Annotated in this window: 12 protein-coding genes; 8 read left to right on the forward strand and 4 right to left on the reverse strand. The window is 62.2% G+C overall.

The window, feature by feature from the left end; translation table 11 throughout:
• Positions 1-31: 31 nt before the first annotated feature.
• The 4 genes from GQ651_RS03740 (at position 32) to GQ651_RS03755 (ending at position 3,023) form a co-directional block, all read left to right on the forward strand.
• Positions 32-616 (forward strand): CREC-EF hand family protein, encoded by a 585-nt coding sequence (locus GQ651_RS03740; RefSeq protein WP_160762865.1) that lies wholly within the window; start codon positions 32-34, stop codon positions 614-616.
• A 289-nt stretch (positions 617-905) separates the two neighbouring features.
• Complete coding sequence (locus GQ651_RS03745; protein ID WP_160762866.1) at positions 906-1,547, forward strand: EF-hand domain-containing protein; 642 nt, start codon at positions 906-908, stop codon at positions 1,545-1,547.
• A gap of 283 nt (positions 1,548-1,830) precedes the next feature.
• A complete protein-coding gene (locus tag GQ651_RS03750) occupies positions 1,831-2,472 on the forward strand; it encodes an EF-hand domain-containing protein (protein ID WP_160763931.1) in 642 nt (213 codons plus the stop codon).
• Between the two features lie 104 nt (positions 2,473-2,576).
• On the forward strand, positions 2,577-3,023 hold the full coding sequence (locus GQ651_RS03755) for a DUF305 domain-containing protein (protein ID WP_160762867.1): 447 nt from the start codon (positions 2,577-2,579) through the stop codon (positions 3,021-3,023).
• Here GQ651_RS03755 and ilvN read toward each other — a convergent pair whose 3' ends face one another.
• Both ilvN and GQ651_RS03765 read right to left on the reverse strand, forming a co-directional pair.
• Positions 3,024-3,596, reverse strand: coding sequence for an acetolactate synthase small subunit (gene ilvN / locus GQ651_RS03760; protein ID WP_160762868.1), 573 nt, complete (start codon positions 3,594-3,596; stop codon positions 3,024-3,026).
• Between the two features lie 23 nt (positions 3,597-3,619).
• Complete coding sequence (locus GQ651_RS03765) at positions 3,620-5,377, reverse strand: acetolactate synthase 3 large subunit (protein ID WP_160762869.1); 1,758 nt, start codon at positions 5,375-5,377, stop codon at positions 3,620-3,622.
• A 271-nt stretch (positions 5,378-5,648) separates the two neighbouring features.
• On the opposite strand from GQ651_RS03765, the gene GQ651_RS03770 reads away from it, so the two are divergent.
• Entirely contained in the window at positions 5,649-6,620 is a 972-nt protein-coding gene (locus GQ651_RS03770; protein ID WP_160762870.1) for a YihY/virulence factor BrkB family protein, read from the forward strand.
• On the opposite strand, the gene GQ651_RS03775 is transcribed toward GQ651_RS03770, so the two are convergent.
• Both GQ651_RS03775 and GQ651_RS03780 read right to left on the reverse strand, forming a co-directional pair.
• On the reverse strand, positions 6,617-7,261 hold the full coding sequence (locus tag GQ651_RS03775; RefSeq protein WP_160762871.1) for a response regulator transcription factor: 645 nt from the start codon (positions 7,259-7,261) through the stop codon (positions 6,617-6,619). The two genes, GQ651_RS03770 and GQ651_RS03775, sit on opposite strands and share 4 nt — an antisense overlap.
• On the reverse strand, positions 7,258-8,673 hold the full coding sequence (locus tag GQ651_RS03780; protein WP_160762872.1) for a cache domain-containing protein: 1,416 nt from the start codon (positions 8,671-8,673) through the stop codon (positions 7,258-7,260). Before GQ651_RS03780 ends, GQ651_RS03775 begins: the two co-directional genes overlap by 4 nt.
• A gap of 228 nt (positions 8,674-8,901) precedes the next feature.
• Here GQ651_RS03780 and GQ651_RS03785 point away from each other — a divergent pair, with 228 nt between their 5' ends.
• From GQ651_RS03785 to GQ651_RS03795, 3 genes are all read left to right on the forward strand, one after another.
• A complete protein-coding gene (locus GQ651_RS03785; protein ID WP_160762873.1) occupies positions 8,902-9,987 on the forward strand; it encodes a TRAP transporter substrate-binding protein in 1,086 nt (361 codons plus the stop codon).
• Positions 9,988-10,070: 83 nt separating this feature from the next.
• Positions 10,071-10,967: a TRAP transporter small permease subunit gene (locus GQ651_RS03790; RefSeq protein WP_160762874.1), complete on the forward strand. Its 897-nt coding sequence runs from the start codon at positions 10,071-10,073 to the stop codon at positions 10,965-10,967.
• 23 nt (positions 10,968-10,990) lie between these two features.
• Entirely contained in the window at positions 10,991-13,345 is a 2,355-nt protein-coding gene (locus GQ651_RS03795; RefSeq protein ID WP_160762875.1) for a TRAP transporter large permease, read from the forward strand.
• Positions 13,346-13,370 lie beyond the last annotated feature (25 nt).

A 13,370-nucleotide genomic window follows, 5' to 3' on the forward strand; every position in this document is an offset into this window, starting at 1 on the left:
CGCTATTTCCGCTCTCGCTGCTGATTCCGCCATGGCGGCCACCGACATCGACACTGTCGACCTTGACGGCAACGGTTATGCCTCGGTCGAAGAGCTGAAAGCGGTCTTCCCCGATTTCGACGTTGCCGAGTTCGGTGACATCGACACGAACGACGACAACCGCATCGGCGCGCAGGAAATTCTCGCGTTGGAAGCCCAGGAAATCCTCGGCCGCTACGACATGGCCCCCGTTGAAGAACAGCGCCTGATCGTGCTGGACCTCGACGGCAATGGCTACATTGAAAGCGAAGAGATGGCTTCGGTCTATTCGGACTTTGACGCCGAAGACTACCAGACCATCGACGCGAATGACGACAATCGCGTGACTTATCAGGAGTTCTACGCCCCTGAAGCGCAGGAAATCGTTGCCCGCTACTATATCGGTACGATCACCGACATCGCCGAGATCGATACGAATGGCGACGCATTTGCCGACTTTGAAGAGATGGTCGCGACCTATCCGGGCCTGAGCCAGAACGATTTCAACGAAATCGACGGCAATGGCGACAACCGCATCAGCAGCCAAGAGCTCTATGCGCCGGAAGCCCAGCAGATCGTCTCGCGCTCGGAATCGTAAGCGCTGACACGCTAGGGTGACACGCGCACCCACTGACGGCCGCTCCCTCTGGGGGCGGCCGTTTGCTTTGGACCGATCAGCAACGTTTCAAGGCGACGCGACTCACGGAAATGCGACTTTCTGCTCTCAATTTCGTGAAGTATCTGAAAAACATTGATAAAAACAAAACTACACAGTTCAGTGTGCGTTTTTTCCGGTTTTTCGAGGGGCAGGGGTCTCCCATCTGCCAGTCATGACGACGCCACCAGACGCCGCCAAGACATTCCAAAACGAACCGAAGGAAACACACATGAAAACCCTGACCCTTGCCATTGCCGCAACCGCCCTGTCTGCCACCGCCGCGCTCGCTTCGGGCGATATCGCGTCCGTCGACCGGAACGGCGACCGCTTCGCCAGCTTCGCGGAACTGACCAGCACCTATCCCGGTCTGACCGCATCGGACTTCCGGACCATCGACGCGAACAAGGATCGCCGCGTCTCGGCCGTCGAACTTCAGGCCCCCGAGGCCCAGTCGATCGTCAACCGTCACAAGGTGGGCGCGAACGGTCTTCTGGACGTCGCCGCCGTCGACACGAACGGAGACAACTTCGTTTCTTTTTTCGAACTGGCGGGCGCCTATCCTGGCCTGTCCGCGACTGACTGGAACGAAATCGACGGCTCGGAAGACGGTCGCCTGAATGCGTCCGAGCTTTACGCCGGCGAGACGCAGGTGATCCTGGATCGCCGCGTTGCCGACCGGACCTTCGTCGCGCTGAACGCCGTGGACACCGACGGCTCGAACTTCGCCTCGCTCGTCGAACTGCAGAGCGCCTATCCCGGCCTCTCGTCGCTCGACTTCGACGAGATCGACACGAACAACGACAACCGCGTGTCCTTCGATGAGCTCTACGACATCGACTCCCGTACGATCCTCGGCCGCTCCGTGAACTGAGCGACCTGATCGTACCCCCAGGGGACGGCCGTCGGGGAAACCCGGCGGCCGTTTTCCGTTTCAGACCCCTTCAAGGCACTGGCGATCACGCGCGATCACGCACGTGATCGCGTTTTTGTTAAGTATCTGAAATAAAATGGTAAAAACTGCATTTTTGCAGAGGTAAATGTGTGAAAAGCGGGGTTTTTTGCGCGCTCGCACGGCCCCAAATGCCTCTCACACGGGCGGCGACGGACACTGCGCCACCCACCTGAAAACACAGAAACCCTGATTGGAGACTGACATGAAAACCTTTGCTCTGGCCCTTGCCACCACCGCCCTCACTGCCACCGCCGCCGCTGCTGCGGGTATCGGATCGGTCGATACCAATGGCGACAATTTCGCCTCGCGCGCCGAACTGACGGCAGCCTATCCGACGCTGACCGCGTCCGACTTCAACGCCATCGACCTGAACGATGACCGCCGGATCTCGAATGTCGAGATCACTGCGCCCGCCGCCCAGGTTGTCCTTGGCCGGAGCGTCGCCGTCGAAGGTGGTGTCCAGGGTCTTGCCGCGCTCGATACCGACGGTTCGGGCTTCGTCTCGGAAGCCGAGCTGGTCGCGGCCTATCCCGGCCTGACGGCGAGCGACTTCAGCGATATCGACGCGAATGACGACAACCGTATCAGTGCGCTGGAACTCTATGGCGCCGAGGCTCAGGTCATCGTCAGCCGCTATGACGCCGGTGGCTCGAACGTTCTTGTGTCGCTGAGCGACGTGGACACCGACGGCTCGGGCTTTGCCTCGCTCGGTGAACTTGCGGCCACCTACCGCAATCTGAGCGCCATCGACTTCAACGAGATCGACACGAACAACGACAACCGCGTGTCCTTCGACGAGCTCTACGATGCCGATGCGCTGGTGGTGCTTGGCAAGAACCTCTGATCGCCTGATCGGAGGCGAAGAGGCCGTCGGTCCGAAAGGGCCGGCGGCTTTTCTTTTGGAACGGTGCAGGGCAGGGCGGCGTTTTACGGAAAAGGAGATTTACGATGGGCAGCTATCCGCGCTTCTTCGCCATGATTGCCACCTCCGTCGTGGCGATGTTCGTTCTGACTTACGCAAATTCCTGGGAGTTCAGCCACGTCTTCTTCAGCGAGACGCGGTCCTACATGGTGCTTTACATGGGCGCCGTCATGGCCGTGGTCATGCTGGCATGGATGTGGGGGATGTATGACGGCGCCGGAAAGAAGGCCGCAATACTGATGGGATCGGCCCTCGTCTTCGTTGTATCGCTCTGGCTGGTGCGCAGCCAATCGACGGTCGACGACGTGTCATGGATGAAGGCCATGATCCCGCACCATTCGATCGCCATTCTGACCAGCGAGCGCGCGAACATCACCGATCCGAGGGTGCGGGCGCTGGCCGACGAGATCATCGCCGCCCAACGCCGTGAGATTGAGGAGATGAAGCGCCTGATCGCAGACCTCGAAGGCTGATCAGGCTGCAGGCATCTCGCCCCGCGACAGGGCTGCCACGCCTGTCCGCGCCAGCTCGGTCAGGCCGAGTGGGCGCATGAGGTCGGCGAAGGCGTCGATCTTCTCGGGGCTGCCGGTGATTTCGAACACAAAGCTTTCCAGCGTCGAATCCACGACATTCGCGCGGAAAATGTCGGCGAGCCTCAGTGCCTCGACGCGCTTGTCGCCGGTGCCTGCCACTTTGAAGAGACCAAGCTCCCGTTCGACCGCGGGGCCGTCCACGGTAAGGTCATGGACCTCGTGCACCGGCACGATCCGGCCAAGCTGCGCCTTGATCTGTTCGATGACATGGGGCGTTCCCGTCGTCACGATTGTGATGCGGCTGCGGTGCCCGGTGTGATCGATTTCGGCCACGGTCAGGCTTTCGATGTTATAGCCGCGCCCCGAGAACAACCCGATGACGCGCGCCAGAACGCCGGCCTCGTTGTCGACCACGACGGCCAGCGTGTGCCGTTCGATCGCCTCTGCATGAGGATCGCGGAGGTCGTAGGCCGAGTGCCGCGAAGTGCCTTTTTTGATCTTGAGTGCTGACATGTCTTCGTCCTTCGGGGCGGTGCTCAGACGAGCACCGCGCCGCCTTCCTTGATCGCGTCCTTGGTCGATGCCTCGCCCAGAAGCATCTTGTTATGCGGCTCGCCCGACGGAATCATCGGGAAGCAGTTCTCGTGTTTTTCGACGAGGCAGTCGAAGATCACCGGACCGTCGTGGTTGATCATCTCCATGATTGCGTCATCGAGGTCGGCCGGATCATCGCACTTGATGCCCTTGGCACCGAAAGCCTCGGCCAGCTTCACGAAATCGGGCAACGCTTCGGACCACGAGTGGCTGTAGCGCTCGCCATGGAGCAGTTCCTGCCACTGGCGGACCATGCCGAGCCGTTCATTGTTCAGGATGAACTGCTTGACCGGCAGGCGGTACTGCACCGCCGTTCCCATCTCCTGCATGTTCATCAGCCACGAGGCCTCGCCCGCGACGTTGATGACCAGCGCATCGGGATGCGCCATCTGCACGCCGATGGACGCAGGGAAGCCGTAACCCATGGTGCCGAGGCCACCGGAGGTCATCCAGCGGTTCGGGTCCTCGAAGCCCATGTACTGCGCGGCCCACATCTGGTGCTGGCCCACTTCGGTGCATACGTAGCGGTCGTGCCCCTTGGTCAGCGCCTCCAGGCGGGCAAGGGCGTGCTGCGGGCGGATCGTCGGGCCCTTCTGCTCGAACTTCAGGCAGTCGACCGCGCGCCATTCCTCGATGGTTGCCCACCACTTGGACAGCCCTTCCGCATTGGTCTTGCGGCCGCGCGCCTTCCAGACCTTCAGGATGTCTTCCAGAACGTGGGCCACGTCACCGACGATGGGCCAGTCCACATGGATGACCTTATTGATTGACGACGGGTCGATATCGACATGCGCCTTCCTCGAGCGCGGGCTGAAGTCCTGAATGCGCCCCGTGATCCGGTCGTCGAAGCGCGCGCCGATATTGATCATCAGATCACAGTCATGCATGGCGAGGTTCGCCTCGTAGAGGCCATGCATCCCCAGCATTCCCAGCCAGCTCTTGCCCGACGCAGGGTAGGCACCGAGGCCCATCAGCGTCGAGGTGATCGGGAAACCGGTGGCGTCCACCAGTTCGCGCAGAAGCTGGCTGGCGGCCGGACCCGAATTGATGACACCGCCGCCGGTGTAGAAGATCGGGCGCTTGGCCGTCTCCATCGCCTTCACCAGATCGGTGATCGTGTCGATGTCGCCCTTGACCTGCGGCTGGTAGTGGCTCGGCTTCGCCGCCTTGGGCGTCACGTAGCTGCCGCTGGCGAACTGCACGTCCTTCGGGATATCGACCAGAACCGGGCCGGGACGGCCACTGGTTGCGACGTGAAAGGCCTGGTGAATCGTGTCGGACAGCCGGTCTGTATCCTTCACGAGCCAGTTATGTTTGGTGCAGGGCCGGGTGATGCCGACGGTGTCCGCCTCCTGAAAGGCGTCAGAGCCGATCATGAAGGTGGGCACCTGGCCCGTCAGAACGACAATCGGGATCGAATCCATCAGCGCGTCGGTCAGCCCGGTGACCGCGTTGGTCGCACCCGGACCCGAGGTCACCAGAACCACGCCGGGCTTGCCCGTCGAACGCGCATAGCCCTCGGCAGCATGCACGGCGCCCTGCTCGTGGCGCACCAGCACATGCTTGATCTGATTCTGCTGAAAGATTTCGTCATAAATCGGTAGGACCGCGCCGCCCGGATATCCGAATACGACTTCGACACCCTGATCCTTCAGGGCCTCGACCACCATTTTCGCTCCAGTCATCTGCGTCTTCGCCATCGCGCCCGTGTCCTTTGTTCCGCGCAAAAAAAAGCCCCCGAGATTTTCGGGGGCGCATGGGGTACCGTCTGGGTGTCCGTTACCGGCCCATGCGCCATGTTCCTACAAGTACGACAATCGGGGTCATGTCCCGCTCCCATCAGGTGCCGGGAAACTAGGCGGGCAGGTCAGGGGGGTCAACAGCGAATTTGCGGTTATTGCGCAAAAAAGGCCTCGTTTGAAATTTCCTTCGAGGGGTGTTCGGAGCGTCCGCGCGGATTACACTTCTGTCATGAGCTCAGTCGACCCCACCGAAGAAGAGGCCCGCGGACGCGATGCGGCACGCCCGTCCCATATTCCTTGGCGCGGCTGGCAAGACATCATCCGCCGGGTGGTGAAGCGCACGATCACCAGTCAGATCGGCTTGATCGCCGCCGGTGTCGCCTTCTATTCCCTTCTGGCCGTTCTGCCGGCAATCGCCGCGCTGATGGCACTGGCCGGCCTTTTCACAGATCCGGGCGCTGTCGTGATCCAGCTTCAGGGCGTCGCCGCTCTTTTGCCAGAAGAGGCGGCGCAAATCCTGCTCGATCAGGCGAACGAGGTCGCGGGCGCCGATGACGAGGGGCTGTCACTGACGCTCGCCTTCGGTGTGGGTTTCGCGATCTATCTTCTGACCCGCGCCACCACCAGCCTGATTCACGGTTTGAACATCGTCTTCGAAGAGGCTGAAAGCCGGAGTTTTTTCCGTTTCTGGGGCATGATCATCATGATGACGGGCGCTCTTCTCTTCGGGGGGCTTTTGCTGCTGCTGCTTCTTGTGGGCCTTCCAACGCTCCTGAACTTCATCCCTCTCGATATCGAAACCGAGGCCACGATCCGTACCGCACGATGGGGCTTCATCGCGGTGGTCTTCGTCGCCGGTCTGTCCATGCTCTACCGCTGGGGGCCGTCCAGACGCCGCGCGCGGTGGCGCTGGCTGACGCCGGGGGCTGTGGCGGCAAGTGCGCTCTGGTTCATCGGATCGATCGGCTTCGCGATCTATGTCGCGAACTTCGCGCATTACAACGAGACCTTCGGCAGCCTCGGAGGCGTCATCGTGCTTCTGACATGGCTCTGGCTTTCGGCCTTCATCGTGCTTCTGGGCGCACTGTTCGACGCCGAGATCGAACATCAGACCGCCCGCGATTCGACCATCGGGCCGGATCGTCCCATGGGAGAGCGGGGCGCGACTAAGGCCGATACGCTCGGCAAGACCTACGATTAGAGCCGTCCCGTCCCCTGCAGAACGCCATGCTCCAGCGCATAGCGGGTGAGGCCGGCGGTCGAGCTGATACCCAGCTTGCGCTTGATGTTCTTGCGGTGGGTCTCGACCGTGTGCACAGAGATTTCCAGCGCATCGGCCACATCGCGGTTGGACTTGCCCTGCGCCAGCTCCAGCAGGATCGTCTGCTCGCGTGACGTCAGCGGTTCGCGCCCGTCCGAGATCTTTTTGGGATTGAGCGAGGAAAATGCGCCGGTGCAGAGGTACTGCTCGCCGTTCATGACCTTGTCGATGGCGGTCTTGATCTCTTCGGTGGGCACGTCCTTCAGGATATATCCCATCGCGCCATGGCTGAGCGCGGTCGAGATGTATTCGGCGGCGTCATGCATCGACAGGATCAGGATGCGCGTCTCTGGCCGCTTTTCGAGGATCAGTTCGGTCGCGGACAAGCCCGTCACGCCCGGCATGTTCAGATCGAGAAGCACCACGTCGGGGCAGAGCTCGTCCACACGGTTCACCGCGTCGCGCCCGTTCGAAAGCGTGCCGACCACTTCGAGATCGTCATAGGTGTCGAGAATGGCCTCGATCCCCTCGGCAACCATCGGGTGATCGTCAACGATCAGGACGCGGACGCGCTCGCTCATGCGGTTTCCTTCGTGTTGGCGTTGGGACGGAGGAGGTGGGTCAGCGGGACCTCGGCCTCGATCACGGTGCCGCTTTCCGATGACAGCACACGAAGCGTGCCGTCAAGCTGTTCGACACGCTCCTGCATGTTGCGGAGCCCCAGACCGCCCCTTTTTTCGGTCGGCTGAAACCCGTGGCCGTTGTCCTGTATCCTGAGTGTCGCGCCGGTCTTGTGGCCCCAGACCCGCATCGCCACATGGCTCGCGCCCGAATGCCGCTCGATATTCGTCAGCGCCTCTTGCGCCACCCGGAAAAGCGCGGTCTTCGCATCCTCGTCCAGTCGGTTCCGGAACACGACGGTCTCAAGCTCGCTGGTGATACCGGTCCGGTCCGAAAATTCGTCCGTCAGGGTCTTCAGCGCCGGGCCGAGGCCAAGGTCGTCCAGCGTGCCGGGGCGGAGGTCCCGGCTGATCCGGCGGACTTCCTGAATGGCGGTGGTCAGGCTGCCGATCCCCTTGTCGAGGCTCTCTCCCGCGCGCGCGTCGCCTGTGGCCACGCGCCGCCTCGCCAGATCGAGCGCATAGCGGACGCTGACGAGGATCTGACTGATCCCGTCGTGAAGCTCGCGCGCCACGCGCCCGCGCTCCTCTTCCTGAGTGTCGATGATGCGCTGTGTGAGCCGCTTGAGTTCCGCATCCGCCAGCGAGCGTTCACGAAGGTTGATCCAGAGCCCCGAAATAAAGACCAGAAGCAGGGCGAGGGCCGTGATGCCGCCGATATAGAGGAAATTTCTCTGAATCCGCTCTTCCACGCCCGCGCGTGCCGCCGCAACCGTGTCGCGGATGTCGTCAATGAAAATGCCCGTGCCGAGCGCCCATCGCCAATCCTGAAGCCCGATGACGAAGGTCACCATCTCGGCCTGTTCGCCCGTGGTCGGCTTCCACCAGAGATGCGTGTGATAGCCGCCGCCCGAGCGTGCAATACGGATGAATTCGCTCGTGATCGGCGTGCCCTCGATATCCGTGAGGCCCAGCCAGTTCTGGTTGATCAGATGGGTCTGGCGCGGCGCCACGAGGTTCTTGCCGTCATAGTCGAAGACGAAGAAATAGCCGTCCTGACCGTAGAGCATTGCGGCCAGGGTTTGCGCCACCTCGGTTTTCGCGGTCTCGTCGTCGGGAAGCGCATTGCCGTAAGTCGCCCCGATGGCGGTGCGCGCGATGGAGATATAGTTGCGCAGCTCTTCCTTCTTGGCGTTCAGCAGCTGCGTTTCCAGCGCCGCGATTTCACGTTCGGCCAGGTCGCGGGACTGCATCGCGACGAGAACGGCCAGAGCGGCCATTGCCAGAACGAGAGGAACCGCCGCCATCAGGAAGAATTTGCGGCGGTAGCGCACGGTCTGACGCTGATCGTTGGGGGGCGCGGACGGCGCCATGAGCGTGTCTCCTCCGGGCGAGTCGCCCGCCGAAATCTGGGGAATCAACCTATCCGAGACGGGGTTTCGTGCAAGACTTGGTAAAAAAATCGGCAATTCGACCGCATGATACCCACTAACGGGTATTTATTCGCTGGTGTCGCCCCGCTAGGGTCCGCCGCACTTGCAACGATCCGCTCGGGCGTCTTCGGACGCGCGGGCAGTTAACGACTGGGAGGACCAACTCATATGGATCGTCGTTCTTTTCTGAAAAATACCGCGCTCGGCGGCACCGCGGCTGCTGCCGCTTCGACGCTGGCCGCTCCGGCCTATGCGCAGGGCAAGCGGACGCTGACCCTCGTCACGACCTGGGGTCGCGGCCTTGCCGGCGTGCATGACAGCGCGCAGCGTTGCGCCGACACCATCACCGCGATGACCGATGGCGCGCTGACGGTCGACCTGAAGGCCGCTGGCGAACTCGTCGGCGCGTTCGAAGTGTTCGACGCCGTCACCGCCGGACAGGCCGACATGTACCATGGTGCCGACTACTATTTCGTCGGTCAGCACCCGGGCTACGCCTTCTTCACCGCCGTGCCCTTCGGCATGACGGCGCAGGAACTGGCCAACTGGTACTACCATGACGGCGGCCAGGAGCTGCATGACGAGCTGGGCCAGATCTTCGGCCTGAAGTCGTTCCTCGGCGGCAACACCGGCGCACAGGCCGGCGGCTGGTTCGCGAAGGAAATCAACGGTCCGGAAGATTTCCAGGGCCTCAAGTTCCGTATGCCCGGCCTTGGCGGCCAGGCGCTCGGCAAGATGGGCGCCAGCGTCCAGAACCTGCCGGGTTCGGAAGTGTACCAGGCGCTCGCCTCGGGTGCGATCGACGGCACCGAGTGGATCGGTCCCTGGGCCGACGAAAAGGCCGGTTTCCAGGAGATCACCAAGATCTACTACACCGCCGGTTTCCACGAGCCGGGTGCGGGTCTGTCGCTGGCGACCAACCGCGAAGTGTTCGAGTCGCTCTCGCCGGCCCACCAGAAGGTCATCGAGATCGCTGCTGCGGAATCGCACCAGTGGAACCTTGCTCAGTTCCTCACCAACAACGGTGCGGCGCTTCAGCGTCTGCAGTCGGGCGGTGTGACGGTTCGCGAATTCCCCGACAGCGTCTGGGATGCCATGGGCGACGCAGCCCGCGCGACGCTGGACGAGAACATGGGCGACGACCTGTTCAAGCGCATCCACGACAGCGCGATGGCGTCGATGCGGTCTTCGTCGAACTGGCTGACCCGTTCGGAAGGCGCCTACCGGACGCAGCGCGACCGCGTTCTGGGCTAATCACCCCGAAAACAGAAAACGGCGGGTTCCCATCCGGGGACCCGTCCATCTGATTGAACGACCTGACCAGGAGGAGGGGACCCGTGGTCGACGGTATCGTCTGGTTCTTCACGAACATTGCGCTCGCATTCTACAACTTCTTCTATGCGCTGACGCATCCGGGCCTCTGGCTTGACTGGTCGAATCCCGAAGCGGTGATGCGCTTCATCTACTACGGCGGGTCGGTCGAATTCTTCTTCGTGGTCTTCACCGCGTTTCTCATTCTCACGGTCGTCGGCCTCTGGCGGAACAGCATCATGTGGGGCGCTGTCCGCGTCCTCGAAGCGTTCGGCAACACGGTCGGACGCGTTGCCGCCTGGGCCGGCCTCATCATGGTGCTCCAGCAGATCGTCATCGTCTTCGTGCAACGCATCTTCACCACCGCCGAGATCGGTCTCGGCTTCGGGGTGCCCTTCACCAAGGACATCTCATGGTGGTCCGAAGAGCTGAAGTTCTATAACGCGATCGTCGTCTGCCTTTGCGTCAGCTACACCTTCATTCAGGGCGGCCATGTCCGCGTCGACCTGATCTATTCGGCGGTCAGCTATCGCGCCAAGCGCGTCATCGACATGTTCGGCGCGCTTCTCTTCATGATGCCCGCCGCCGTTCTGACCTGGATGTACGGCTGGTACTTCCTGTGGCGCCACCTCGTTGTGCCGAAACCCTCGGCCTCGGAAGAACTGGACCGGCTGCTTATGAAGGCGCGCGCCTTCCGCTGGAACGTCGAGACGATCGGCTTCTCGCCCAACGGCTTCAACGGCTACTTCCTGTTCAAGATCCTGCTGGTGCTCTTCACCGCTCTGGTCTTCCTGCAGGCCATCGCCTTCTTCTACCGCTCCTATCTGGAATGGAAGGAAGGCCCCGACAGCGAGGACAAATACCTCGATCGGGACACGCTCGAGCCGGGCGAAGACCCCGCCTACGCGCACGCTAACCACTAAGACGACTTACAGGGACAGAACTCATGCTTTTCGGACTAGACGGCGTCGAGATTGGCCTTTTGATCGTCTTTCTCTGCCTCTTCGGCGGTATCCTTTCGGGGTTTCCCGTGGCTTTCGCCATCGGCGGTTCGGCTGTCATCTCTTTCGGCATCATTGCCGGGCTGGACAGCGCAGGACTTCTTATCCACCAGGCCATCGACAGCGGCACGGCGGAATACGCGGCGCTGATCGCCGAGGGGGTCCGGCCAGAGAACATATCCATATTCAAGTATCCCGAGCTGCCACGCCTCGGCGAACCGGTCTTCCCGCAGGGCTGGGAAACGGCGCTCGACCGGAATGTCAGCTTTATCGTCAACCGCATGAACGAGCGCGTTCTCGCGGGCCAGTCCATCGAGACCCTGCTGGCGGTGCTGATGTTCGTGCTCATGGGCATCACGCTCGAGCGGTCGCGGATCGCCAATGACCTTCTTCTGACCATGGCGCGGGTCTTCGGCCCGCTGCCTGGCGGCCTTGCGGTGTCCATCGTCGTCGTGGGCGCGTTCCTCGCTGCGTCGACCGGCATCGTGGGCGCGACGGTCGTGACCATGGGCCTTCTGGCCCTGCCGACCATGCTCCGGAACAACTACTCGCCGGAACTGGCCACGGGCGTGATCGCGGCGTCTGGCACGCTGGGGCAGATCATTCCGCCGTCGATCGTCATCGTTCTTCTCGGCACGCTGGCGGGTGACCTCTACTCGGCGGCACAGGAAGAGCGCGCGCAGACGGTGGGCTGCTCGGATGCGCTGACCTATCTCGGCGAACCCGCCGTTGTCTCGGTCGGCACGCTGTTCCAGGCGGCGCTGCTGCCGGGGATTATGCTGGCGGTGCTCTACGGTCTCTACGCCTTCGGCTTCGCGCTTCTGAACCCGTCCAAGGCGCCGGCGGTCGAGATGGGCGCGACCAACTCCGAGGTCATAACCCGGAACGAGGGGCTGACCTGGTTCCTTGGCGTGCCGGTGGCGATGATCGTTGGTCTCATGGTCCTGTCGAGCGCTAACGTCATCGGGTCCCAGAACGTGAATGTGGACAGCTTCAGCGAGGCAGGGTCGGGCGCGTCGCTCCGCACGAATGTCTCGCCCGAATGCCAGCAGGCGATGATCGACCTGCACGGGCAGGAGGCCTGGGATGAGGCGGTCGAGGAGCAGCGTGCCATCGACGCTGCAGGCGGTATCGAAGAGTCGCATGAACTGACCGACGAAGAACGCGTCGTCCAGCTTCAGGAAAACATCGCCAATGCCGCGCCCATCGGCACCGGCATCGCCATCGCGGTTCTGCTGCTGGCGCTGGTGCTGACCACCGCGCGAGGCATCTCGCCGTCGTCGGACCCGCGTCCGCTCTGGATCGGGCTGGGTGCGCTTGCGGCGGTGCTGCTGGTCGACGTGGTGCTGGTCTCGCCGGTGACGTCGCCCGGCGCGACGATCCTCCTGATCGCCATCCCGCTGATCGTGGCGCTCTGGGCCTGTCGCTACGCGGTGGGGCTCCTCGGACAGAACGAACTGCTGCGCGTGGTCTTCCCGCCGCTCGTCCTCATCGTGGCGGTGCTCGGCTCGATCCTGGGCGGCATCACCAACCCGACGCCTGCGGCGGCGCTCGGCGCGGGTGGTGCGATCATGCTGGCGGCTTACCGCAAGCTTCGCGACGAAGAGAAGTCTGGAAAAATCATCATCCAGTCTGCTTTCGCCATCGTGATCATGATCATCGTCGGCGTGAACTTCGACCTGCGCATAACGCAGACCGAGGTCGGCTTCGAGAACTGGGTCGCCTACATCGTGGCCACGGGTGCCTATCTCTTCGCGATGTTCGGCATCTTCTACGCGTGCTGGGTCCTGTTCCGCTCGGGCGTGCTCAGCCCCGTCGTGCGCGAGACGGCCAAGGTGACCTCGATGGTATTTACCATCCTGATCGGGTCGCAGCTTCTGAACCTCGTGGTCATTTCCTTCGGAGGCGAGCATTACATCCAGCAGTTCCTGCGTTCCTTCGACAACGAATTCCAGGTCTTCCTGATCGTCATGCTGGTGCTGTTCATCCTTGGCTTCGTGCTCGACTTCCTCGAGATCATCTACATCGTGATCCCGATCGTGGGGCCGGTCATTTATGGCGGCACGTTCGATCCGAAATGGGTGACGATCATGATCGCGGTGAACCTGCAGACCTCGTTCCTGACGCCCCCCTTCGGCTTCGCGCTCTTCTACCTAAGAGGAGTCGCCCCGCCAGAGGTCACGACCCAGCACATCTACAGGGGCATCATTCCCTTCGTGCTGATCCAGGTTGTGGGGCTCGGTATCCTCTGGTTCTTCCCCTCTATCGTGACCATCGTTCCGGACCTGATCCCGAACTGACCCGATGAGAACCGCGCCGGGGCAT

The organism is Kangsaoukella pontilimi (assembly GCF_009830125.1).
GTDB classification, from domain to species: Bacteria; Pseudomonadota; Alphaproteobacteria; order Rhodobacterales; family Rhodobacteraceae; genus Kangsaoukella; species Kangsaoukella pontilimi.

Coding starts and splice junctions, on each gene's coding strand:
- GQ651_RS03740 (WP_160762865.1), top strand. CDS start 32: ATGGCGGCCACCGACATCGACACTGTCGACCTTGACGGCAACGGTTAT.
- GQ651_RS03745 (WP_160762866.1), top strand. CDS start 906: ATGAAAACCCTGACCCTTGCCATTGCCGCAACCGCCCTGTCTGCCACC.
- GQ651_RS03750 (WP_160763931.1), top strand. CDS start 1,831: ATGAAAACCTTTGCTCTGGCCCTTGCCACCACCGCCCTCACTGCCACC.
- GQ651_RS03755 (WP_160762867.1), top strand. CDS start 2,577: ATGGGCAGCTATCCGCGCTTCTTCGCCATGATTGCCACCTCCGTCGTG.
- ilvN (WP_160762868.1), bottom strand. CDS start 3,596: ATGTCAGCACTCAAGATCAAAAAAGGCACTTCGCGGCACTCGGCCTAC.
- GQ651_RS03765 (WP_160762869.1), bottom strand. CDS start 5,377: ATGGCGAAGACGCAGATGACTGGAGCGAAAATGGTGGTCGAGGCCCTG.
- GQ651_RS03770 (WP_160762870.1), top strand. CDS start 5,649: ATGAGCTCAGTCGACCCCACCGAAGAAGAGGCCCGCGGACGCGATGCG.
- GQ651_RS03775 (WP_160762871.1), bottom strand. CDS start 7,261: ATGAGCGAGCGCGTCCGCGTCCTGATCGTTGACGATCACCCGATGGTT.
- GQ651_RS03780 (WP_160762872.1), bottom strand. CDS start 8,673: ATGGCGCCGTCCGCGCCCCCCAACGATCAGCGTCAGACCGTGCGCTAC.
- GQ651_RS03785 (WP_160762873.1), top strand. CDS start 8,902: ATGGATCGTCGTTCTTTTCTGAAAAATACCGCGCTCGGCGGCACCGCG.
- GQ651_RS03795 (WP_160762875.1), top strand. CDS start 10,991: ATGCTTTTCGGACTAGACGGCGTCGAGATTGGCCTTTTGATCGTCTTT.